20 protein-coding genes are annotated in these 22,225 nt (G+C 66.9%); 8 read left to right on the top strand and 12 right to left on the bottom strand.

The window, feature by feature from the left end; translation table 11 throughout:
- Positions 1-197: 197 nt before the first annotated feature.
- Positions 198-1,172, top strand: coding sequence for an NAD(P)H-dependent flavin oxidoreductase (locus KV110_RS40800; protein ID WP_218472415.1), 975 nt, complete (start codon positions 198-200; stop codon positions 1,170-1,172).
- Between the two features lie 33 nt (positions 1,173-1,205).
- Here the strand turns inward: KV110_RS40800 and KV110_RS40795 are convergent, their stop codons facing one another.
- Positions 1,206-2,630, bottom strand: coding sequence for an aminotransferase-like domain-containing protein (locus KV110_RS40795; RefSeq protein WP_218472414.1), 1,425 nt, complete (start codon positions 2,628-2,630; stop codon positions 1,206-1,208).
- A 64-nt stretch (positions 2,631-2,694) separates the two neighbouring features.
- Between KV110_RS40795 and KV110_RS40790 the strand changes: the two genes are divergently transcribed.
- The gene (locus KV110_RS40790) at positions 2,695-3,033 is read left to right on the top strand and encodes a cupin domain-containing protein (RefSeq protein WP_218472413.1); all 339 of its coding nucleotides are present in this window, start codon (positions 2,695-2,697) and stop codon (positions 3,031-3,033) included.
- 1 nt (position 3,034) lies between these two features.
- On the opposite strand, the gene KV110_RS40785 is transcribed toward KV110_RS40790, so the two are convergent.
- A complete protein-coding gene (locus tag KV110_RS40785) occupies positions 3,035-3,628 on the bottom strand; it encodes a TetR/AcrR family transcriptional regulator (RefSeq protein ID WP_246634265.1) in 594 nt (197 codons plus the stop codon).
- 98 nt (positions 3,629-3,726) lie between these two features.
- Here KV110_RS40785 and KV110_RS40780 point away from each other — a divergent pair, with 98 nt between their 5' ends.
- Positions 3,727-4,437, top strand: a complete 711-nt coding sequence (locus tag KV110_RS40780; RefSeq protein ID WP_218472412.1) for a methyltransferase domain-containing protein — start codon at positions 3,727-3,729, stop codon at positions 4,435-4,437.
- On the opposite strand, the gene KV110_RS40775 is transcribed toward KV110_RS40780, so the two are convergent.
- Positions 4,434-6,806 (bottom strand): lysylphosphatidylglycerol synthase transmembrane domain-containing protein, encoded by a 2,373-nt coding sequence (locus tag KV110_RS40775; RefSeq protein ID WP_218472411.1) that lies wholly within the window; start codon positions 6,804-6,806, stop codon positions 4,434-4,436. The genes KV110_RS40780 and KV110_RS40775 overlap by 4 nt on opposite strands.
- Before the next feature lie 206 nt (positions 6,807-7,012).
- Between KV110_RS40775 and KV110_RS40770 the strand changes: the two genes are divergently transcribed.
- Both KV110_RS40770 and KV110_RS40765 read left to right on the top strand, forming a co-directional pair.
- A complete protein-coding gene (locus tag KV110_RS40770; protein WP_218479512.1) occupies positions 7,013-7,912 on the top strand; it encodes a polysaccharide deacetylase family protein in 900 nt (299 codons plus the stop codon).
- 86 nt (positions 7,913-7,998) lie between these two features.
- A complete protein-coding gene (locus KV110_RS40765) occupies positions 7,999-8,847 on the top strand; it encodes an SDR family NAD(P)-dependent oxidoreductase (protein ID WP_246634264.1) in 849 nt (282 codons plus the stop codon).
- Between the two features lie 6 nt (positions 8,848-8,853).
- On the opposite strand, the gene KV110_RS40760 is transcribed toward KV110_RS40765, so the two are convergent.
- The 6 genes from KV110_RS40760 to KV110_RS40735 all read right to left on the bottom strand — a co-directional run bounded on the left by KV110_RS40760 (position 8,854) and on the right by KV110_RS40735 (position 15,755).
- Positions 8,854-9,627, bottom strand: coding sequence for an SDR family NAD(P)-dependent oxidoreductase (locus tag KV110_RS40760; RefSeq protein ID WP_246634263.1), 774 nt, complete (start codon positions 9,625-9,627; stop codon positions 8,854-8,856).
- The gene (locus KV110_RS40755) at positions 9,614-10,408 is read right to left on the bottom strand and encodes a 2OG-Fe(II) oxygenase family protein (protein WP_218472410.1); all 795 of its coding nucleotides are present in this window, start codon (positions 10,406-10,408) and stop codon (positions 9,614-9,616) included. Before KV110_RS40755 ends, KV110_RS40760 begins: the two co-directional genes overlap by 14 nt.
- Before the next feature lie 182 nt (positions 10,409-10,590).
- On the bottom strand, positions 10,591-12,165 hold the full coding sequence (locus KV110_RS40750; RefSeq protein WP_218472409.1) for a flavin-containing monooxygenase: 1,575 nt from the start codon (positions 12,163-12,165) through the stop codon (positions 10,591-10,593).
- A complete protein-coding gene (locus tag KV110_RS40745; RefSeq protein WP_246634262.1) occupies positions 12,159-12,539 on the bottom strand; it encodes a hypothetical protein in 381 nt (126 codons plus the stop codon). Before KV110_RS40745 ends, KV110_RS40750 begins: the two co-directional genes overlap by 7 nt.
- An 18-nt stretch (positions 12,540-12,557) precedes the next feature.
- Positions 12,558-14,189, bottom strand: a complete 1,632-nt coding sequence (locus tag KV110_RS40740; protein ID WP_218479504.1) for a flavin-containing monooxygenase — start codon at positions 14,187-14,189, stop codon at positions 12,558-12,560.
- Positions 14,190-14,324: 135 nt separating this feature from the next.
- Positions 14,325-15,755 carry an ABC1 kinase family protein gene (locus KV110_RS40735; protein WP_246634261.1) on the bottom strand — a complete coding sequence of 477 codons (1,431 nt, stop codon included), beginning with the start codon at positions 15,753-15,755 and terminating at the stop codon, positions 14,325-14,327.
- A gap of 166 nt (positions 15,756-15,921) precedes the next feature.
- Between KV110_RS40735 and KV110_RS40730 the strand changes: the two genes are divergently transcribed.
- Complete coding sequence (locus KV110_RS40730) at positions 15,922-16,698, top strand: GntR family transcriptional regulator (protein ID WP_218472408.1); 777 nt, start codon at positions 15,922-15,924, stop codon at positions 16,696-16,698.
- A gap of 161 nt (positions 16,699-16,859) precedes the next feature.
- Here the strand turns inward: KV110_RS40730 and KV110_RS40725 are convergent, their stop codons facing one another.
- Both KV110_RS40725 and KV110_RS40720 read right to left on the bottom strand, forming a co-directional pair.
- Positions 16,860-17,813 carry an SDR family NAD(P)-dependent oxidoreductase gene (locus KV110_RS40725; protein WP_218472407.1) on the bottom strand — a complete coding sequence of 318 codons (954 nt, stop codon included), beginning with the start codon at positions 17,811-17,813 and terminating at the stop codon, positions 16,860-16,862.
- Positions 17,814-17,829: 16 nt separating this feature from the next.
- Positions 17,830-18,924 carry an alpha/beta hydrolase gene (locus KV110_RS40720; protein ID WP_218472406.1) on the bottom strand — a complete coding sequence of 365 codons (1,095 nt, stop codon included), beginning with the start codon at positions 18,922-18,924 and terminating at the stop codon, positions 17,830-17,832.
- Between the two features lie 121 nt (positions 18,925-19,045).
- On the opposite strand from KV110_RS40720, the gene KV110_RS40715 reads away from it, so the two are divergent.
- Together KV110_RS40715 and KV110_RS40710 are read left to right on the top strand one after the other, a co-directional pair.
- Complete coding sequence (locus KV110_RS40715; protein ID WP_218472405.1) at positions 19,046-19,948, top strand: SDR family NAD(P)-dependent oxidoreductase; 903 nt, start codon at positions 19,046-19,048, stop codon at positions 19,946-19,948.
- Between the two features lie 75 nt (positions 19,949-20,023).
- Entirely contained in the window at positions 20,024-20,995 is a 972-nt protein-coding gene (locus tag KV110_RS40710) for a DUF5996 family protein (RefSeq protein ID WP_218472404.1), read from the top strand.
- Here KV110_RS40710 and KV110_RS40705 read toward each other — a convergent pair whose 3' ends face one another.
- Positions 20,996-22,120 carry an NAD(P)H-dependent flavin oxidoreductase gene (locus KV110_RS40705; protein ID WP_218472403.1) on the bottom strand — a complete coding sequence of 375 codons (1,125 nt, stop codon included), beginning with the start codon at positions 22,118-22,120 and terminating at the stop codon, positions 20,996-20,998.
- Between the last annotated feature and the right edge of the window lie 105 nt (positions 22,121-22,225).

The raw sequence follows: 22,225 nt of genomic DNA, 5'->3' as shown, positions 1-22,225 counted from the left end.
TCACTCTGCGGGGAAACTGGCTTCTAACTGCATATTTTCGTCCGATAGCGAACGCTAAGACTGGTTGTGGGAAGCTCCGAAGTAACTCAACGATGCGAATGTCGGCTTACTTACGGGTTGAACACGAGTGGATCCCCGTGTCACCATTCAGGCCTACGGGCGAACTGGCACGCCCGCGCGAGGCATAGGAGAGCGCAATGCTGCGGACCAGGTTCACCGAAACCTTCGGCGTGGAACACCCGATCGTGCAGGGCGGGATGATGTGGGTCGGCCGTGCCGAACTCGTCGCGGCCGTCGCCAACGCGGGTGGGCTCGGCTTCATCACCGCCCTCACCCAGCCGACACCGGACGACCTGCGCCGCGAGATCGCCCGCACCCGGGAGTTGACCGACAAGCCGTTCGGCGTGAACGTCACCATCCTGCCCTCGATCAACCCGCCGCCGTACGCCGAATATGTCCAGGCGATCGTCGAGAGCGGCGTCAAGATCGTCGAAACCGCGGGCAGCAATCCGGAGCCGTTCCTGCCGTACTACCAGGACGCGGGCATCAAGGTGCTGCACAAGTGCACCAGCGTGCGGCACGCGCTGAAGGCGCAGCGGATCGGCGTCGACGGCGTCAGCATCGACGGCTTCGAATGCGCGGGCCACCCCGGCGAGGACGACGTGCCCGGCCTGATCCTGATCCCCGCCGCCGCCAGGGTGCTCGACATTCCGATGATCGCCTCGGGCGGCTTCGCCGACGCCAGCGGACTGGTCGCCGCCCTCGCCCTCGGCGCCGACGGCGTCAACATGGGCACCCGCTTCCTGTGCACCCAGGAATCCGCGGTTCACCAGAAGGTCAAGGAACAGATCGTCGCGCACACCGAGCGCGACACCCAACTGATCTTCCGCACCATGCACAACACCGCCCGCGTCGCAGACAACGAGATCAGCCGCAAGGTGGTCGAAATCGAAAAGGCGGGCGGCACTTTCGACGACGTTCGCGACCTGGTCGCCGGCGCCCGCGGCCGCCGCGTCTTCGAAGAGGGCGACCTCGACGCGGGTATCTGGAGCGCGGGTCAGGTCCAGGGCCTCATCCATGACATCCCCACCTGTGAAGAACTCATCACCCGCATGGTCCGCGAAGCCGAAGCCCTCATCACTGCCCGACTCGCCGAAACCGTTGTCGCCTGACCGGTTGCCGCAATTCGTAGGTCGGTGCGCGCCTCAGATGGCGAGAGCGGGCGGAGCGGGCGCGGGACGAGCGGGTGGTCGGTAGGCGCGCCAAGCTTCGGTGAGACGGCGGGCTGCTTCGGTGAGGATGTCGGGCGGGTGCAGGAAGTGGACGCGAATGTGGTCTGCACTGCCGCCGTTCGGGTCGAGCCCGCTGCCGGGCAGGATGGCGACGCCATGGCGCAGCGCGGCCTGCGCGAACGAGGTGCCGTCGCCGTAAGGCAAACGCACCCAAAGGGTTTGGCCGCCCGTTACCGCCGGGACGTGCCAATCGGGCAGTAGCCGAGCGAGTTCGGCACGTAGGTGGTCGTGCCTGGCTTGCCGTTCCGGTGCGAGCCGGGCACAGACGGCAGCCAGGCGCGGCACCAATTCGGCCGCCGCCAACTGGGCAGGGACGTCGCCGCCGAGATCGTGCACCGCGCGAATCCGGGCGAGCCTGGCGATGATCGGAGCGGCGGCCCGGATCCAGCCGATGCGAAGCCCGCCCCACACGGTCTTGCTCAGCGAGCCGACCGTGATCACCGCCGCCGAGTGGGCGGCCAGTGGTGGCGGCGTGCTGAATCCGGGAAAGCCGAGCTCGGCGAGCACCTCGTCTTCGACCAGTGGAACACCCGCCGCGGCCGCCGTTTCCGCCAATCGCCTGCGCGCCAGCGGGGCAAGCACCGACCCGGTCGGGTTCTGAAAAGTGGGGATCACGTAGGCGAGGGCCGGACGATGCTCGCGCACGGCAGCGGCGAAACCGGGCAGCCCGGGTGGCAACCCCTGCACAACGGCCGCTTCCGCCCGAAACGCCTCCAGCGCGGGCGGCGAACTCGGCGATTCCATCAATACGTGGTCGCCCGGTTGCAGCAGACCTCGCGCCAGCAGCGAAAGCGCCTGCTGCCCACCGGTAGTGACCATCACCTGCTCGAAAGCTGTTGGCACGCCACGGCTTCGGTAGTACTCGGCGATGGCGTGCCGGAGCCGGGGATGACCGGTCGGGTAATACCCGATATCGCCGATGGTCGCGGCGAGCTCCGGCAAGATCCTGGCGTAGCACTCGGTCAGTTCCACCGGCGGGGTGTCCGGCGCGGCGCAGGCCAGCGCAATCACATCGGGACGCGGTTCGAGCAGGTCGAGGAACACCGGCGCGCTGGTGGTGTCGACGGGCCGGGTCGGCGGGTGTCCGGCTACCCGGGTGCCGCTGCCCTGCCGCCGGACAATCCGGCCCTCCGATTGCAGCAGGTCGTAGGCGGCGACCACGGTGCTGCGTCCCACCGCCAGCGTGCTCGCCAGCACCCGGTCCGGCGGCAGCGGGGTGCCGGGTGGCAGCTCACCGTCATCGATCAGGCAACGCAGTCGCGCGGCCAGCAGCGCGTACAGCGCCCCACGACCCGCGGACCAGCGACCGAGCCGTTCGGCGACATTGATTGGATCCATTGCCAGACCAATTCTGCCGGATTGGCCATGGAGCGGTGACCGCGGCCGTCCGACGATTACTGCCATGACAGCAGCAAGAATCACCGGGCCGGTATCGATCCACGGGGCGATCGCCGGGCTGCCCGGTCCCTTCCAGCAGCGCGAGCTGGCCGTCGTCAACGACACCGTCGTGCGGGTCGCCCAGCTGGCGGGCGAATTCCCGTGGCACCACCATGACGAAGACGAACTGTTCCTGTGCTGGGACGGCACGTTCCGGATCGAATTGGACGGACAAGATCCGGTGACTCTGCACCCCGGCGAGTTGTTCGTGGTGCCCAAGGGTGTTCGGCACCGGCCGGTCGCCGACGAGCCCGCGCACACCTTGCTGATCGAGCGCCCGGAGACAGCGCAGTACGGAAACTGAATCAGCCTGCTCGGACCCGCCTGGACAGGCCCGGCCCGAGCAGTTTCTCCAGCCGCTGATACGCCTCGGTCGGCGGCAGCGGCGGGTCGGCATCGGCGATCGCCCCGAGCACGCCGACCACCCCCCAGGACAGAAATGTCATGGTGGCGGCGAATTCGGCCTCGTCCATGTCGAGTTGTTCGGCGAGCCGTTCGGCGAGGATTTCGGCGACCATCTCCCGTGTCGTCCGCAGCAGCAGCGCACCGCTCTTGCGGCCGAGCAATGCCTGGTACACCTCGGGATTCGCCGCGGCCAGCTGGAACAGCGTGTGGACCGGCGCCAGTGGCGCGGCATCGGCATCGGCGGCGGAGCCGGGCGCGGTCACCGCGGCGCGCAGGTAATCGGTACTGCTCAACAGCAGCAGATCGTCCTTGTCGCGGAAGTGCGCGTAGAACGTGGACCGTCCGACATCGGCCCGGTGCAGGATGTCCCGTACCGAGATGCGGTCGTAGCCGCGTTCCAGCATGAGTTCGATCAACGCCCGATGCAGCAGGCTTTTGGTCCGCCGTACCCGGCGATCCGTGCTGCCCGTCAGTCTTTTAACGTCCGACGACAATGTGCCTCCCGTACAAATGTCGCGAATCCGTCCCGAACGGAACGGTTTCCGTAGTTTTGCCTCTGGTCGATGCGGCAGCACTTCCCGACCATGTACACATGACCAAAAACGCACCCCAGTCTTCCATTCGACAGGGCCACCATGACACCGAAACCGGAGTTCTGCTTACCAAGCCACGCAGTTATCGGGCATTCAAGGCCATATTCTTGCTCGGCCGAGGCAGCCGCCTCAACGCTCGGCTCGTCACGCTCAGCGGCGCGGCACCCGGCGATCAGGCGGTCGATATCGGTTGTGGCCCTGGCGATCTCGCCCGAGCGCTGGCCAAGCGAGTCGGTCCGGAAGGCAGCGTAGTCGGCGTCGATCCCGCGCCGGAAATGCTCGACTACGCGACCGGACATTCCCGTGCGGTACCTAATTGCCGATTCGAACTCGGTGCCGCTCAGACACTGCCGCTGCCCGACGCTGCCTTCGACGTGGTCACCTCGACCTTCGCCATGCACCATATCCCGGAGGCACAACGCCCGGCGGCCGTCGCGCAGATGTTCCGGATACTGCGGCCCGGCGGCCGGTTGCTGCTTGCCGATACGCATCCGACCGGCCGAGTATTGCCCACCGTGGTGCGCGTCATGGCACGTTTCGCCGCACGTCGCACCCACGACGAGACCGCAGTGCACAAGGACCCGTTGGCAGCGGTGGACATTCGCCGCTATCGCGACATGCTGAGCACGGCCGGATTCAGCACCGTGGAATTCCACCCTGTCGCACCGGCGACCGGAGTTCTGCTCGCCACCAAGGAAACCAGCGGCTAGATCATGTCCTTCGAGGCGAGCCAGCGCATCGTCGGCCATCCGCAGAACACCGGCAGCCAGCAGGTGAGCACCCGGTAGAGCAGTACCGAGGGCACCGCGATGGTCGCGGGCAGGCCGAAGGCGGCGAGACCACCGATCAGCGCCGCCTCGACGGCGCCGACGCCACCGGGTGTCGGCGCCGCCGAGGCCAGCGTGCCGCCGATCATGGTGACAATGGTGACGGTGACGAAGGTGGTGCCGCCGCCGAACGCTTCTACGCTGGCCCACAGCGCCCCCGCCATGCCGAGGGTGATCGCGGCGCAGCCGAGAATGATCACCGAGAAACGCTTGGGGTCGCGCGCCAGATCGGCGAGTTCGCCAAGCACTTCCTGCAATTGCGGGCGCACCGAATTATTCAGCCAGCGCCGCAATTTCGGTACGAACATGAAGGTGCCGATGATGCCGACGCCGACACCGGCCAGCAGATACAACACGGTGGCATCCGGGACGAAGTGGGAAAGGTCGGCGGAGGTCCCCGCCGCGATGCTGAACACGACGAGCAGGCTGAGGTGCGTGATCACCTGCACCGCCTGTTGCAGCGCCACCGCGGCGGTGGCGCGCACCGCGCCGATACCGCCGCGCTGCAGGAATCGCACGCTGAGCGCGAGCCCGCCCACCCTGGCCGGGGTGGTGGTCGCGGCGAAGGTATTGGCGATCTGCATGATCACCAGATTTTTGAAGCTCACCGCGCCGGACGCGCAGGCCCACAGCGCCGCGGCCGCGCCGACATAGGTCAGGCTGGAGACGGCGAGGCCGAGCAGTGCCCACCACCAGTTGGCCGTCTTCAGCTGGGTGAAGAAGGTCGGCACCGCGCTGATGAACGGGTAGGCGACGTACACCAGCCCGATCAACAGCACCAGCTGGATGATCTGATTGCGGGTGAACCGGGTGATCTGCTCGGCCTCGATCCGGTCCTGCCCGGTCTGCTTGCGCACCTCGTCGCGGGCCGCGGCCAAGGCGTCCTTCCAGCCGGGCACCGTCTTGCGGAGCCCGGCGGGCATGGCGGACTTGGTCAATCGGCTGGCCGCGGCGAGCACCGGCTGCTCGCCCAGCGATTCGATGGCGGCGCGTACCGCCGGTTCCTTGCCGAAGATCGCGGTCGTCGACACCAGCAGCTGCGCGATATCGGATTGCTGCTGCTTCGCCGAGGCGCCGTACTCGGCGCTGGCGAATCCGCCGAACAGCGTGGTGCCGTTGTCGATTCGGATCTCGGTGGGGCGCAGGTCACCGTGCGAGATCTGCCCCTGGTGCAGTACGCCGAGCGACTTCCACACTCCGGTCAGCTGATCGGCGGGTAGTTCGGTGATCCGGGCGCCCTTCGGCAGCGTGTGCGCGTGCAGCATCCAGCCGCGATCGAGGGCCGCGACCGCGACCGGCGTGCTGCTGGCCAGGCCGAGCTCGCCGACGGCGATCGCCATCAGCGCGCGATGCTCGACGGCGCGGTGCAATGATGTGTGCAGCGCCGCGGTTTCGCTGGCGCGGAAGGTGAGCCAGCGCCACAGCTGGCGTAGCGCACCGAAGCTGCGCTGGTTCTTGCCGTACATCTCCACGACGAGTCCGCGTTCGGGTCCGTCGACGGTGGCGGCCAGCACCAACGGGCCGCGTCCGGCCGGATGCACCACGGTGAACCCGGTGACCGTGTGCCCGCGTTTGGCCAGCACCCGCACCGCCGCATCGAGCGGCACCTCCAGTGCGGGGGTGCCGACCACCAGCACGATCACCGCGCCGACCAGCCAGCCGACCGCTAGTCCGAACATGGCCCTGGCGGGCACCACTGTGCTGACGACCAGATGGATCGGCGCGAACGCCAGCAGCAGGAACCACAGATACCGCCGCGGTCGGGTGGGCAGCCACGGGCTCGATACCGTCAGCACGGCCGCGAGCATGGCGATCCAGCGCGGGTCGTCCATGAATTGCGACAGGAAGGTATCGAGCCGGTCCGGCACCTGCAGATGCCATTTCGGCGCCGAGAGGCCGGTTCCGGTGATCGAGAGCAGCAGTCCGGCGGTGAGTCCGGCCGCCGCGTAGCCCGCGAGCAGTTTCCACTGCCTGCCGATGATCAGTTCGATCAAGATGGCGAACGGCAGCGCCAGAATCGCCATGCCGTAGACGAGGTACACCAGGTTCGACTGATCGGGATTGAGGAAGCCGACGATGTTGGACACCGAACGTTCCAGCGCAAGCCATTCCGGCCGGGTGATCAGCGACGCCGCGATGACGATCGCAACCCACAACGCCGCGAGCACCACTCGGACGATGTCACTGGTCCGCCGGATCAGCGGTTGTAGCAGGTTGCCCGTTACCGGGATTTCCCGCCCGTCGACTCGCATGTGTAGGTACTTTCGGCTCGAGTTGGAGCTGCGTCGGCCACCCTCGCTCACCTTTCGGTGAGTATGCAGGAGACCGGCGAGCACGATACACACCAACACGCCGCGGATGTCCTGGCCAAATGGGCGTCCGCCCAGGCAGCTGTGTTGTATCTCACCCGGCTCCGCTGTTGAACCTGACATAGGTGTCAGATTCGAGAATCGGCGGTATGGACAACGAGCTCTACGACTACAGCCCCATCGTCGACCGCGCACCGATCCACTGGCCCGACGGCGCCCGGGTCGCCTTCTACGTCGGCCTCAATGTCGAGCACTACCAGGTCGATCGCCCTTCCACGAGCATCTTCCCCGGCACCGCCCACCTCGCCCCCGACCCGTTGAACTATGGGTGGCGCGACTACGGCCCGCGGGTCGGCATCTGGCGGATCATCCGGATACTGGACCGGCACGGCATCCGCGCCAGCGCGCTGCTCAATTCCGATGTGGTCGAGCAGCATCCGCAGATCATCGAGGCGGGCCTGGCCAGGGACTGGGCCTGGCTGGCGCACGGCAAGAACAACTCGATCTTCCAGGCCGACATGTCCATCGAGGAGGAGCGCCGCTATCTGACCGAGGTGGTCGAGACCATCGAGCGGGCGACCGGTCGCAGGCCACGCGGCTGGATGGGACCCGCACTCACCGAAACCTTCCACACGCCAGCGCTGTTGGCCGAACTCGGACTGAACTACGTGCTCGACTGGACCAACGACGACCAGCCGTACCGGTTGACTGTGCCCGGGATGTTGAGCGTCCCCTACACGGTCGAGCTGAACGACAACACCCTGTTTCTCGGCAAGGGGACCAGCGGCCCCGACTTCGTGCGGATCGTCGAGGACCAACTCGACCAGCTCTACGCCGAGTCGGCCGACAGCGGCCGGGTCATGGCGCTCGCGCTGCACCCGTTCGTCATCGGCCAGGCGTTCCGGGCCAAGTACCTGGACCAGGCGCTCGAGCGGGTGGCGAACCATCCGGGGGTCTGGCTGACCACGACCGACGACATCGCCGCGCATTTTGCGGGTGCGTCACCCCTTGCCGAATCCGCGCCCGCCGAACACGATCAGGTCAGTTGAGGCGTACTCCGCCTTCGCTCAGGCCAGCGCGGGTCTGCGGACGGACTACGTCCCATTGCTGATCAGAGGATGCTCGGGAGGCAAGAATGGCTGTGCAGGACCAGGATCTGACAGGCAAGACGGTGGTGGTGACCGGTGCGAGCTCCGGCATCGGCGCCGAGGCGGCGGTGAAACTGGCGGAGCTCGGCGCCACCGTCGCGGTGGTCGGTCGCTCGCCGGAACGGACGGCCGAGGTGGCGGCCAAGGCGGGCGCGGAGCCGTTCCTCGCCGATTTCGCCCGCTTCGACGAGGTGCGCAAGCTCGCTCACCAATTGCTCGACCGCTACCCACGCATCGATGTGCTCGCCAACAACGCGGGCGGCGCCTGGCCGAAACGCACCACGACCGATGACGGCAATGAACTGACCTTCCAGGTCAATCACCTGTCCCCGTTCCTGCTCACCACCCTGCTGCTCGACCGGCTCGTGCAGTCGCAGGCCCGGGTGATCAACACCGCCAGCGTGACCTATCGGGCGGCGAGACTGAACCTCGACACCGTCAACGCGCGGACGGGTTCGTTCACCCAGATGGGCTCCTACGCCGCGTCGAAGCTGGCGAACATTCTGTTCACCAGGGAGCTGGCCCGGCGTACCGAGGGCACCGGATTGCTCACCGCCGCTTTCCATCCCGGCGCCGTCGCCACGCATGTGTACGACCACGCCCCGTTCGGCCTCGGCCTGCTCATCCGGTCGCCGCTGGCCAAGCCGTTCTTCATTCGACCGGAAAAGGGTGCCGAACCACTGGTGCACTTGGCGACGACGCCGGACGGCAGCATCAACGGGCAGTACTTCCACCGGTTCAAACTGGAACCGCCGAGCAACAAGCAGGCGGTGAATCCCGCTCTCGCGCAACAGTTGTGGGAAATGTCCGAGCGTATCACCGGGTCGGGAGCGTAGCGGTGGTCAGTGTTCGGCCTCGGCAAGCTGGGCGTCGCGGCCGTTGTCCGCCGCGTCCGGCTCGACGCCGACGCCGAACACACCGCCGGTGAAGGTGCTTATATCGAGTTCGACAATCGCCTGCGCGACCTGCTCGGTGGGTACCAGTGCCGGAAAACTGGTGGGCGCGATGGCATTCGCGCGCACGCCGAACTCGGCGAACTCGTCGGCGATATTCCGGGTCAACTGATTGAGCGCGGCCTTCGACGCGGAATACAGCGTCTGCCCCGGGTACACCTCCGAGCCGGAGATGCTGGAGACATTGACGATGTTCCGGTTCCGCGCGCGGTTCTCCGGTCCGGCGTGCAGCCAGAACCGCTGCGCGAGCCGAGCCGAAAACCTTAGCGGTACGCCTACATTCAGTGCGAAATGCGGTTCGAACTGCTCCAGCGCGCCGTCGCCGTCGACGATGCCGCGCGGGTGCAGCCGGATGTGTGCGGCATTGTTGACCAGCAGGTCGACCTTGCCGTACCGGGCCAGCGCGAGATCGACCACCCGCTCCACCTCGCCCGGCTGGGTGAGATCGGCGCGGACCACGAATATCCGCGAATTGTTCTCCGGCACAGCCTTTTCCGGATCGAGCGGATCGACGAACCACTCCAGCTGCGACGGCACGGCGGGCGTGCGGGTGCGGCAGACCGCGACGATGTCGTATTCGGTGTAATAGGAACGGCAGAAGACGTCGCCGAGCGTGCCGCTTGCGCCCGTGATCAGGCAGACCCGGCGTTCACCAGTAGACAATTCTGTCTCCTCCCCAGCGCTGCAAGGCGTCGTCCTTGGTGCGGTGCGCCCACATCACCAAACTATTGCGATCCTTGGTGTTGTTGCCCGCGAAGGTGTGCCAGGTCCGCGGCGTGACCTCGAACAAAATCAGCGAATTGTCCAGTGGCGGAACGAGGGTCAGCTCGGGCAGCTTCTCGCCTTCGGACATGTTGTCGTAGAGCGCGGTCTCGCCGCCGTCACCCGGCTGCCAGCCCGGGTTGCCGAAATAGAACAGCACGGCCACGGCACGCACCGACTCGCGCGCGATGACACCAGGGGCACGCTCGCCGGTCTTGGTGTTCACCGTCTCGTCCGGCAGCCGCACCTCGTCGGGACCGGGCGGCTCGCCCGGGAACCAGCCGGGGTTGAGATCGTTGTGTGGCCAGCCGTACGGTGCGCCCGGCGCGTGATGGTGCAGTGATCCCTCGATATCACCGGTCGCCGTGACGCCGGCGATGCCCGCGATGAGGTCGTGCCATTCCCTGGAGACGAACACACCGAGCGGGCCGTCCCGCAGATCGGCGAGGCGGACGCCGTCGGCGCTGTAATCCGCCGCGACCTTCCCGAACAATTCCGGCCGTTCGCGCCGAAGCCGGGTCAGCTCATCGGTCATCCGCTGGTAGAACTCCGGCACGAATACGTCCCGGGCATACACGTGCGGGAACGGCTGATTGCGGCGTATCCAGCGCCGATGGGCGAACAGGTCCGCGAACCGCTGTGCTTTCGCCGGTGCGTCCAGTACCCACTCGGTTGTCACCATCGCTCCCTCACGGTCGAACCCACTTGCGATCATAAGGGCGTGCGGATGACCTGCGTTGGTGGTGTTCGTTTTGTGCGTCAGCGGGATGCGGCGGGATCGTCAGCCAGGCCAGCGAGTCGATCGCACGACGCGGTTTCCGGCCACCCCTCGTGTTCCGGACGTCCGCGACCGTGCGGCCGGGGTTATGCGGTGACCGTCAGAGATGCCTTATCGTTGGTCGTCTCGGGGAGATCGGCGGCGGCGAGCATGCCGTATTCGTAGTCGTCGAGGGGGAACTTGCGGTTGCCGCGGCGCGCCTCGAAGAACCCAGATGGACGCACATAGGTGGTGTCCCCCTGGGAATTCCGGTAGTACGTCGGCACGTGACCGTTGAGCTCGGTCAAGTAGAACCGCAGTGCGGCGGCCTTGCGGTGGATGCGTCGATGGTAGGCGTCGTGCACCGATTGGCGAACCGCCATTACCGAGGCTTTTCTGCGCCGTGCCTCGGTGATCGCGCGCACCGCGTGATCGGCGGTCATCTCGACGAAGGCGTGCCAGCCACTGCCGGTCCACGAGTACGGCCCGACCAGCATCCACCGGTTGGGCAGCTCGGGCAGCGCCACACTCTGATACGCCTGCAGGCCCTGCTCGGTGAAGAACGTGCTCAGGTCGAACCCGTTCCGCCCGACGATGGTGCCCGGCTTGTAGGTCTCCGGATCGGAGAACACCTCGTATCCGGTGGCGAGCACGACCATGTCGAAGGTGTGCTCGACGCCGTCGGCGGTCTCGATGCCCGCGGCCGTGATCCGCTCGATGGGCTCGGTGATCAGCCCGACATTGTCCCGATTGAAGGCGAAGGTGTAGTTGGACATGGTGGGCCGCTTGGCAATCGGACCGTAGTCGGGTGCCAGCGCCGCCGCGGTGGCCGGATCCTTGACCACCCAGCGCAGATACCGCCGATACGCCGCGATCGCCACCGCGTCCGCCGTGCGCAGCACGGGCCGCACCGCCCACATCGGGGCCGAGACACCGGCGCGCAGCCCGATATCGATGACGACGAGCACCGCATTGTTGATGCCCGCCTGCACGCCGGGCAGCCGCAGCACGGTCTTCACCGACTCCGGCACCGCCATATCGGGTTTGGGCACCGACCAGACCGGGGTCCGCTGGAACACCGCGAGCTCGGCGACGTGCGGGGCGAGGGACGGCACGATCTGCACCGAGCTCGCGCCGGTGCCGATGACGGCGACCCGCTTACCGGAGTAGTCGTAGTCCTCGTCCCAGTCGCTCGGCCGCTGCAACTTGCCGGTGTAGGAGGCGAGCCCCGGGATGCCCGGATCGTCCTTCGGGTTGACGAAAGCGCCGACCGCGCTGATCACGAAGCGCGCGGTGACCACCGATCCGTCGGCGGCGTGCAACCGCCACAGATGCCGCTGCTCGTCCCAAACTTGGCGCACGATATCGACGCCGAACCGCAGGTGCGGGTAGAGGCCGAACCGTTTCGCCACGTCGACGTGATAGGCCTTCACCTCGGGTCCGCGCGGAAAGAACCGGGTCCAGTTGGGGTTCCGGGCGAACGAGTACTGGTAGGTGAGGGCGGGCACGTCCACACTCAAGCCGGGGTAGCGGTTTTCGTGCCAGCTGCCACCGACTTCGTCGGCACGTTCGAGAATGGCGAAGTCCTCGATACCGGCCTCGCGCAGCTTCACTCCCGCGGCGATACCGCCCGGACCGGCACCGATGACGACCACCTCGTGGTCTTTCGGCGTGGCTACCATGTGCGTGCTCCAGACTGTTCGATCGGCCGGGCGCCCGAGAAGCGCGCCGCGAGGAAGGCGAGATAGGCGATGAAGCCGACCGATCCGATCGGCCTGCTCCGCCGGAAGGTGATCGCCAGTCCCAGCACCACTTCGGTGCAGCCGTTGCGATAGGTCCAGCGACGGGTCGATCGCGGGAAGGCCCGCGCGGTCAGCTGGTCGAAAGCCCGCGGCGCCGTGAAATGCGCCGCGCCGGTACCGGCGAGCCCGAGCCCGAATGCCCGGGCGCGCTTACTGTCCGGCGGTCGTGCCGTGATCACCACGGGCGGCTTGGCTGTCGCCATGGCCCGGCTCGCCTTGCGCCGTCCGCGTCGGCCGATGATTCTGCTGCGCATTGTCTCTCCTCGGTACGACTAGGTCCGGACGCTCAGCCTGCGGCTGCGGACCAACTCGGCCAGGGCCGCGTTGGTGAACGAATCCGACCGGACGTCCGCGCTATCGCCGGTCACGCCACGGCGCACCTGGGTGAACGAGTAGTGGTCGAACGGGAAGTGCTTGTTCCCCCACCACATTTCCAGATGGGTGCTCGGCCGAATTGCCGCCGGATCACCCTGATAGTTGACGTAATAGGTATTGGAGTCCGCGCACGCGTCGGACAGCCACATCGTCTGCGACGCGCGGCGCACGCACTGCCGGAAGTAGGCGTCGTGCGGCTCCTGCTTGATCTCCACCGCGGTGGCGCCGCGCTTGCGCGCCTCCTTGATCGCACGTGCCGCATGCCTGCTGGTGCATTCGATCATCGCGAGATACGAACCCGCCGCGAACCCGTACGGTCCGGTGATCAGGAACAGGTTCGGGAACTTCGGCACCGTCACGCCCTGATACGCCTGATAGCGCTGGCGATCCCAGAATTCGCCGAGGTCGAGGCCGTCCCGGCCGACCAGCGGGTACGGCGGTGTACAGCCCTTGTCCATGACCCGGAATCCGGTGGCGCACACCAGCACATCGGTCTTGCGCAGCACTCCGTCCGCGGTGACGACGCCGGTCTTGGTGACCTTCTTGATCGGATCGGTGACCAGCTCGACATGGTCCCTGGTGAAGGTGCGCAGGTATCGATTCGACACCGACGGCCGCTTGCACCCCGGTGCGTAGTCCGGCGTCAGCCGTTGTGCCAGCTCGGGATCATCCGGCAACTGCGCCCGGTACAGCCACCCGCCGCCGCGCTGAGCGAGCTGCACCACCCGGGGAATCCGGCTGTGGAACACCCCGACGCCGGAGATGCCGAAGTCGATGCCGAGTGTCACCGCCGCACGCAGCATTCGGCGCAGCGGACTCACATTGACCATGAGGTTCTTGGCGAACGTGGGGATCGGGAAGTCCGGTTTCGGTGCGACCCAGATCGGGCGCCGCTGGAATACCGTGAGTTTCGCCGCGATATCGGCCAGCTCCGGAATCAGTTGCAGCGCGGTCGCACCGGTGCCGATCACCGCGATCCGCTTGCCCGCGTAGTCGTAGTCGTGATCCCACTGCGCGGTGTGCACGATCTTGCCGCCGAATTTGTCGATGCCCTCGATATCGGGCATCTTCGGCACCTCCAGCCCGCCGACCGCACCGACGACGAATCGCGAGGTCACCTCCTGGCCGGTGTCGAGCTTGCCGCGCCAGAGGTGGTTCCGCTCGTCCCACGCTCCGGCAACGAACCTGGTATTCAGCAGGATTCGCGGCCGCAGCCCATACTTGTCGACCACCTGGTCGGCGTACGCCTTCACCTCGGCGCCCGGCGCGAACATCCGCGACCACACTGTGGGCGGCTCATAGGAGAAGCTGTAGTACACCGACGGAATATCCACCGCCACACCGGGATAGGTGTTCGCCTGCCAGGTCCCGCCGATATCGCTGTTCTTGTCCACGATCAGAAAGTTGTGGATGCCCGCCTTGCGGAGTTCGACGCCCATTCCGATGCCGCCGAAGCCCGCGCCGATGACGACGACTTCGAAGTCGGGTTGCTCGACCGAACGCGAGTGCGCCGCCTGCGCAGGTGCTATCGACACGGTTACCTCCGTTGGTAGTGCTACGGCGACGATAACACTGTCTGGGACAGATTGGCCAGGGGCGCCGTGGCCTGGCGAGGCACCTCGCCCCAGTCGAGCGACGGCCGAGAAGTCGCCGGTCGACCGGGGTCAGCCCACCGACATCTGGCGGTTCTGCGTTCCGGCGCGTTGTTTGCGCACGGCGGCCAAGTCCACCGGCCGATCCGGGTCCGGGTCCTCGATGGCGCCGAGTGCCTCGGCGAGCATGGGCAGCCAGCGCAGGATCTCGTCGCGGTAGGGACCCTCGGCTTCCAGCTGGCTCAGCACGCCGACCAAGGTGAGCGCGGAGCGCGCGAACGGGGTGAAGTAGGCGGGCATCGTCATCTCCCGCACCACATTCGACAGCCGCGGATTCGTGGTGCGCAGCACCTGCCTGCGCAGCCACGGCGTCGTCATCCGATACGTCGGATGCTTGAACGGCTCGCTGCACGGCGCGATCGCGGCGTAGAGCGCCTCGATGTCGAAGGTGCGTCCGGAGGCCACGAAACCGTGCCGCCGGGTGGCCGCCGCCAACTCCTGCGGCCCGCCGCCATCGAAAAAGGCCTTGCAGTAGTCCAGCGCCAGCTCCTGGAAACCCTCCGGCGGCCAAGCGCAGCAGGCCCCGAAGTCGACCACGCCGAGCCGCCCGTCCGGCAGCACCCGGAAATTGCCGGGATGCGGGTCGGCGTAGAGCAAGCCGTGCTGTCCCCAGCCGGAGGTGACGAACCGGAGCATGAGCATGCCGACCCGATTGCGCTCGGATTGCGCACCCGAGGCCACGATGCGGGTCAGCGGTGTGCCCTCGACCCATTCGGTGATCAACACGTCGCCGCGCTGCGCGACCACCCGCGGCACATAGAAGTCCGGATCGTCCGCGTAGGCCGCGGCGAAGGCGCGTTGATATTCGGCTTCGGCCGCGTAGTCGAGTTCCTCGCGCACGCAGTCGCAGATCGCCTCGGTGACCGCCTTGACGTCGGCACCGGGCAGGAAGATGGTGGCCAGGTGGCAGATTCGCCGCAGTTGGTCCAGGTCGCCCTCCACGGCCTGGCGGCCGCCGGGATACATGACCTTGACCGCGACCGGCCTGCCGTCGTGCCACACCGCGCGGTGCACCTGGCCGAGCGAGGCCGCGGCCGCGCGCCGATCGTCGAATTCCTGGAAATGCCAACGCCAGTCCTCGCCCATGCTGGCCGCGATGGCCTCGTGCACGGTCTTCGGCAGCATGATCGGCGCCGAATCCTGCAGTTGGCTCAACGCGATCCGGTAGGGCTCGGCGATCTCCGGCGGCAGTGCCAGTTCGTAAATGGCAAGCAGCTGACCGAGTTTCGCGGCACAGCCCTTCAGTTCGCCGAGCACCTCGAACATGTGCTGCGCGGTACGCATCTGGATGTCTCGATTGACTTCTTCGGACGATCTGCCGAGCGCCCGCTTGCCGACGCCCGCGGCCTGCCGCCCGGCGAAGGCCAACGGCAGCGCGGCGAGCTTGGCATTGCGAACAGCGGTGCGAACTGGGGGTTTGCCGTCGGACCTTGACGCGAACAAGCGCGAGCGCCTGCTCGTTGAACCCTCGTCAGAACTATCGCCGCTGCGCCGGATCGCCATGACTCACCTCACACTGTGCGCGGACCAGTGTTGCACACGTGCAGTCTGGCACAGTAGGGCTTAGACTGTCTGGGACGTATTCGAACGTAGTCGAAAGGTGACTTCGATGGGATCCCAGACGGTAGTCGCCGACGTTGCCGATGAGTTGGCACGCCGGGTTGCCGCGGGGGAGTATCAGCCGGGGGATCTCATGCCGTCCGTCCGCCAGGTGGCCGAGGAATTCGACATGAACCGGGCGACCGCGCAGCTGACGCTGGGGCGGTTGGAGACGAACGGTTTCGTCGAAGCGCGCCGCGGCAAGGGCTTCACCATTCGCGATGTCCGCGAAGCCGGCGGTGTCGATGTGTACCGGCAGCTGTTCCGCTTCTCGATTCCGATGCCGGACATCGCGATAGAGATGTTCCGCGACATCGTCGATGTCGAGCGCGGCATCGTGATGGAGACGCTGCTCGCCTATACCGGCAGCGAACAGGCGATCGACCAGGCCGTGCTGAAGGCCGAGATCGATAAGCTCGAATCCATTGCCCGGCAGGACGATCCAGACCTGCGCCAGATTCTGGCGGTCGAGGTCGGCCTGGTGCGCAAGCTGCTCACCGCGCTCGGACTCACCATGCAGCGGGCGATTCTGAACTCGGTCGGTGAGATGGTGCTCGAGGTACCGGAAGCGGTCGAGGCGTTCTTCGCTGGCGCGCCGGACCTGCACGTGCTGGTCTGGCGGGCGCTCGCGGCCGTGTGGGATTCCGGTTCCGGACCGTCCGACGCGCAGGTCGCGCTGTTCGAGGATCTGTTCGGGATGTACCACGAGCGGGTGATCCTGCGCTTCGAGGAACTGGTCGGCGGGGCCGACGAGCACGCGGACGACGGGCACGCGGCCACCGCCTGATCGCACCAGCATCGACACCATCGGTCTTGCGCGGCGATACATCGGGCCGTCCCCACCCTCGGCTATCTGTCTCAGACAAAGGTAGGTGAGGGTCCGGCCCAGGTGTGCCGACGGGCCTCGGTCAAGCCGGTATTCGGCCGAGGACCTGTGGCATACCTGGCTCAATTCTCGACAGATTCCGGTGGGGCCCAATACGTTTGCAACCCACGCCGCCGCGGCATGCGCTCGACCGCGCGCTTGGCGAAGTCGATCGCCGTTGGATGATCGATCACCAGCCGGGCGAGAAGTTCGAGTTCGGGCCCGGTGACGATCCGCAACGCGGTGCGAGTCGTGCGCGGCAGCGCCCTGGCGATGCGATATCCCACCCACGCCTCCGGGCGCAGCGTCTTGACCGCTTCGTTCTTGGCGATCGCATCGACGATTTTGTGTCCCGCCTTGTCCGGATGCATGCCCAGGATCGACATGCCCTTGGTGATGCCCTGTTTGCCGATCGCGACCTGATCCGCGGTCACCGACGAAACCGCCGCTGTCGCCGCGAGATTCGTCGCGATCAGACCGGGGCACACCACCGTCACACCGATCTTGTGTGCGGCGAGCTCGGCGCGCAGCGTCTCGCTGAAATGCTTCACCCCCGCCTTGCTGATGCTGTACGGCGTAACGAGTCGGGCGGGTGCGAAGGCCGCCATGGAGGAGATGTTCACCAGGTGGCCGCCGGTGCCGCGCGCCACCATCTGGGCACCGAAGATCCGGCAGCCGTGGATCATCGCCATCATGTTGATATCGATGATGCGCCGCAAATCGTCCAGCGGGACGTCGAGAAACGGTCCGCCCACCAGGATTCCGGCATTGTTCACCACCACGTCGGGTACGCCGTGATTGTCTTTGACGTAGGCGCCGAACGTTTCCAGCGCAGCGGTGTCGGCGACATCCAGCGCATAGGGAAAGGCCAGCCCGCCCGCTGAACGAATGAGCGCCACAGTGTCTTTCGCGGTCGCATAGTTGAGATCAGCGACGATCACCTCCGCCCCGCGCTCGGCGAGCGCCTTGGCGGTGCCGCGACCGATGCCGCTGCCCGCCCCGGTGACGACGGCGAGGCCGGGATAGAAGTCGGTCATCAGGTTCTCCTCGTGCTCATGCCGCCGCGTTCCCGCGGAACAACCGCCGCAGTCGGCCGCGGTAGGCAACGGTGCTGCCGGTCAGCACCTGCTGGTGGAAGGCGCCGATCTCGCGAAAGGCGGCCCGGCCCTCGGGCAGTATGTCGGCGCCCGCGACGAAGACATGCGCCTGCCGATCCCAGATCTGCAGTCGGCACGGGACTCCCGCCTCGCCGCAGCGTGCGGCGAGCTGTTCGGCATCGGCGAGCAGCACCTCGTTCGAGCCGACGAGGATGAGTGCCGGTGGGAGCCCGGTGAAGTCGTGGTCGACCGGCGACCAGGCCGGGTCGAGCTCGCCGCCGATCCGGTAACCCCAGCGGGTGATCAGATCCAGGCCGCGGATCGGAATGACCGGGTCCCGCAGGGCGTTCGGGTGCGCGTACTTCGCGGCCGGATCGAGATCGGCCCACGGCGCCAGCGCGGTGATGCCGCCGGGCACGGGCAGTCCGGCAGCACGTGCGGCCAGTGCCACGCTGAAGGCCAGCCCGGCGCCCGCCGAATCGCCCGCCACGATGATGCGCTCGCCAGAAAAGCCACGGTTCAGCAGGTAACGGTAGGCGGCGACGCCGTCGGCAATGCTGTCGGTGATATGTGCCTGCGGCAGTTGGCGATACGCCACATTCAGCACGGGCATATTGCTGGCCCGCGCGATCTTGGACACGATCCGCCGGTGGGTGCGCAGCCCGCAGGAGACGAAACCGCCGCCGTGGAAGTAGAGAATCGCGGTGTCGGTGCGCATGCCCGGATCCGCGGTGCCTCGATGCCAGACCCACTCGGCATGGCAGTTGTCGAGCAGTACCGTCCTGCGCCGGGTGCCCGCGACCGCGACGAGTACGGCGGCCGGTGCGTCTGTGTAACTGCTGATCGTGAAGATCCTTTTACTTCGAACGGGTCCGTATTCGCCTGCGATAGAAAGGGTTTCGAGGCTGGCCCGCACCGTCGCGAACAGCAGTGGGTTGATCACGCGGGAAATCAGGCTGGCCCGATTCGGTATTTCCACGGTGACGCTGGAGCGGGCCTTCGGACCGTCCGGCAGGTGCGCCTGCTCGACGGGGATCTCGATCGCGGTCATATGCGGTTCCTCCAGGCAGGAATCCCTTGCGCGCTTCGGCAGTGGGCGCGTCAGAAAAGTGTACACTGTCTCAGACAGTAACAGCAGTTCTGCTGGCGGATCCGCGAACAAGGGAAGTCACATGGCAGGCTTCGACAACGAGATTGTCGTCATCACCGGGGCCGGGAGTGGCATCGGCCGCGCGACCGCGCAGCGCTTCGCCCGCCGCGGCGCCACCGTCATCGCCGCCGACATCGACAAGGAACGCGTGGTGGACACCGTGGCATCGATCCGCCTCGAAGGTGAACGCGCCGTGCCCTACCAGGTGGACGTGTCCGACGCCGAAGCGATGGCGGACTTCGCCGACGATGTGTACAGCGCGCACGGTGTGCCGCGGGTGCTGGTCAACAACGCCGGATTCACCACGGCCGGACCATTTCTGGAGCACACCATCGAGGACTGGGATCGGTTGATGGGCGTGAACCTGTGGGGTCTGGTCTACGGGTCGACGTTCTTCGGCAGGCAGATGATCGACGCGGGCACGGGCGGGCGAATCATCAACGTCACCTCGGTCGCCGCCTTCACCCCGATTCCACTCAGCACGCCCTATTGCACGACCAAGGCGGCCGCCCAAATGCTCACCGAGGGTTTGCGATTGGAGTTCGCCGGAACCGGCGTCGGGGTGAGCGCGATCTGCCCGGCGTTCGTCGATACCGGCTTCTACGATTCCGCACAGGCGGTCGGGTTGGCTGATGTCGCGGCGCGGCGCACCCGCAATATCTCCAGGTACGCCGCCAAGCTGGTCGCGCACAGCCCGGAAACGATCGCGAAAACGATTGTGCGCGTTGCCGCCCGGAATCCGGCGGTGGTGCCGACGCCGATCGAGGCGCGCGCCCTCTATCTGGCCACCCGGGTATCACCGGGCGGCGCCCGCGCGGCGGCGCGCTTACTGAAGGTGGACGACCTGTCCGACCTGATGAACCGGTTGATCCCCGAAGCACTGCTGGGCCGACTCGACCGCTTCCTCGCGAAGCGGCTGGACTAGCGGACGATCGGCCGCCGCCCTGGCCGGGGAGCGGTCGAGGGGATCGATAGTCGCAACGGCGTACCGTTTTCTCCCATGACCGTCTCATTCGAGCCGTTGCCCGCGATTCCGCTGGATTCCTGGCGACCGACCAAGGAGACATTGCACCGCTTCGCCCAGATCGTGGGCAAGGTGGCGCTGGCCAAGGGCATCCGGCGCAACCACTGGTGGCACATGACCTACCGGCTCACCGCCCGCGGCTGGACCACCGTCCCGCTCGGCTCCGCGCGCAACGGGCCGGTGTTCACCTGCGCGTTCGACTTCTTCGATCACGTGCTGCGGATCGCGACGGATCAGGGCATCGAGGTCGAGATCGATCTGATCGATCAGTCGGTCGCCACCTTCTATGGTGACGTGCTGCACGGCCTGCGTGACCTCGATGTGGATGTCGTGCTGGCGCACCCGCACCCGTTCGATCTACCGGACGCGCGGCGGCCGTTCGAGGACGACGACGAGCATCGGGACTATGACCCCGACAAAGCACAGCACGCTTTTCGGGTACAGAGCCAGGTCGGGCGGATACTGGAGGAGTTCAGCGCGACCTACTCCGGCAAGATCAGCCCGGTCCAATTGTTCTGGCACACTTTCGATATCGCGGTGCAGCGGTTTTCGCCGCGGCATATCGAGCTGCCCGACACGGTGGATTCGGTGACCCGCGAGGCGTATTCGCGCGAGGTGATCAGTTCCGGATTCTGGTTCGGCGACGACAAAGTACCCGAGCCGACCTTCTACTCCTACACCGCGCCCGAACCCGCCGGTCTGGCCGAACGCCCGCTGACCCCGGCCGGCGCATACTGGGTCGCTTCCGGCGCGGGCCATTCCGCGTACTACCCCTACGACACCGCCCGCGCGACCGCCGACCCGGTTGGCGCCGCACTCGAGTTCTTCCAGTCCGTCTACGCCAACGGCGCCGAGCTCGCCGGGTGGGATGCCGATCAGCTGGTCTGCTGGGGCGGCATCACCGACCCGGTGCTCCGCGAAAAGGGCTGGCCGGAGTGGCCCGACTGACTACAGTCCGCCGTTGAGCTTGTTGAGCCGATCGCAGGCCTCCACGTACTCCTCGATCAGTCGTCCGACCACGTCGGCGGAGCGCTCGACCCGTTTCATCATGCCGACCACCTGGCCGACCGGGTTGAAGTTCACGTCCTTGGCGGCCTCGGGGTAGCGGTGCCCACGCTTGACGCCGTCCAGCGCCACCATCATCTGCAGCGGCATGGGCAGCGGGTCGGGGGTGTCGGACTGCTCCCAGGCATCGGTCCAATCGTTGCGCAGCATGCGGCACGGCTTACCGGTCCACGAGCGCGAACGCACGGTGTCGTGGCTGGAGGCATCGATATAGGTCTGCATCTGCGCGGGTGGCACATTGGCCTCCTCGACGGTCAGCCACAGCGACCCGGTCCACGCGCCCGCCGCGCCCATCGCCATCGCGGCGGCGACCTGGCGACCGTTGCCGATGCCGCCCGCCGCGAGCACCGGCAGGTCGCCGACGGCGTCGATCACCTGCGGCCACAGCACCAGCGACGAGATCTCCCCGCAGTGCCCGCCGCCCTCGGTGCCCTGGCAGACGACGAAGTCCAGGCCCGCGTTCTTGTGGTTGAGCGCGTGCTTCACCGAACCGCACAGTGCGCCGATGAGCTTGCCGGAGTCCTGCACCTGCTTGATCACATCGTCGGGTGGGGTGCCGAGGGCGTTGGCGACCAGCTTGGCCTTCGGGTGCCGCAGGATCACCTCGACCTGCGGGGCCGCGGTCGTCGCGGTCCAGCCGAGCAGCTGGTTGTGCCGCTCGCCGTCGGGCAGCTGCGGGACGCCGTGGTCGGCCAGGATCTTCTCGGCGAAGTCGCGGTGGCCGTGCGGAACCAGCTCGGCCAGTTTGGTTTCCAGCTCGTCGGGGGTGAGGCCGTCCATGCCCTTGCCCTCGTATTTGCTGGGAATGACCAGGTCGACGCCGTATACGCCGTGCACATGCTCATCGAGCCAGGTCAGCTCGACCTCGAGCTCGTCGGCGGTGAAGCCGACCGCACCGAGCACGCCGAGGCCGCCGGCATTGCTGACCGCGGCCGCCACGTCGCGGCAGTGGGTGAACGCGAAGATGGGGAATTCGATCCCGAGCCGTTCGCAGATTTCGGTACGCATGGCGTGCTGGTCTCCCTCACCGCTCCGCCGCCGCGAACGACGAGCAGCAGCTGTCCTAGAACGAGTTACATAGTTGTCCGCGGTGCTCGCGGGTCCACGGTCGGA

The sequence above is a fragment of the Nocardia iowensis genome (genome assembly GCF_019222765.1).
Taxonomy (GTDB): domain Bacteria; phylum Actinomycetota; class Actinomycetes; order Mycobacteriales; family Mycobacteriaceae; genus Nocardia; species Nocardia iowensis.
Note: the sequence above shows the minus strand (reverse complement) of the source record. Positions and strands in the feature narration are given on the sequence as shown.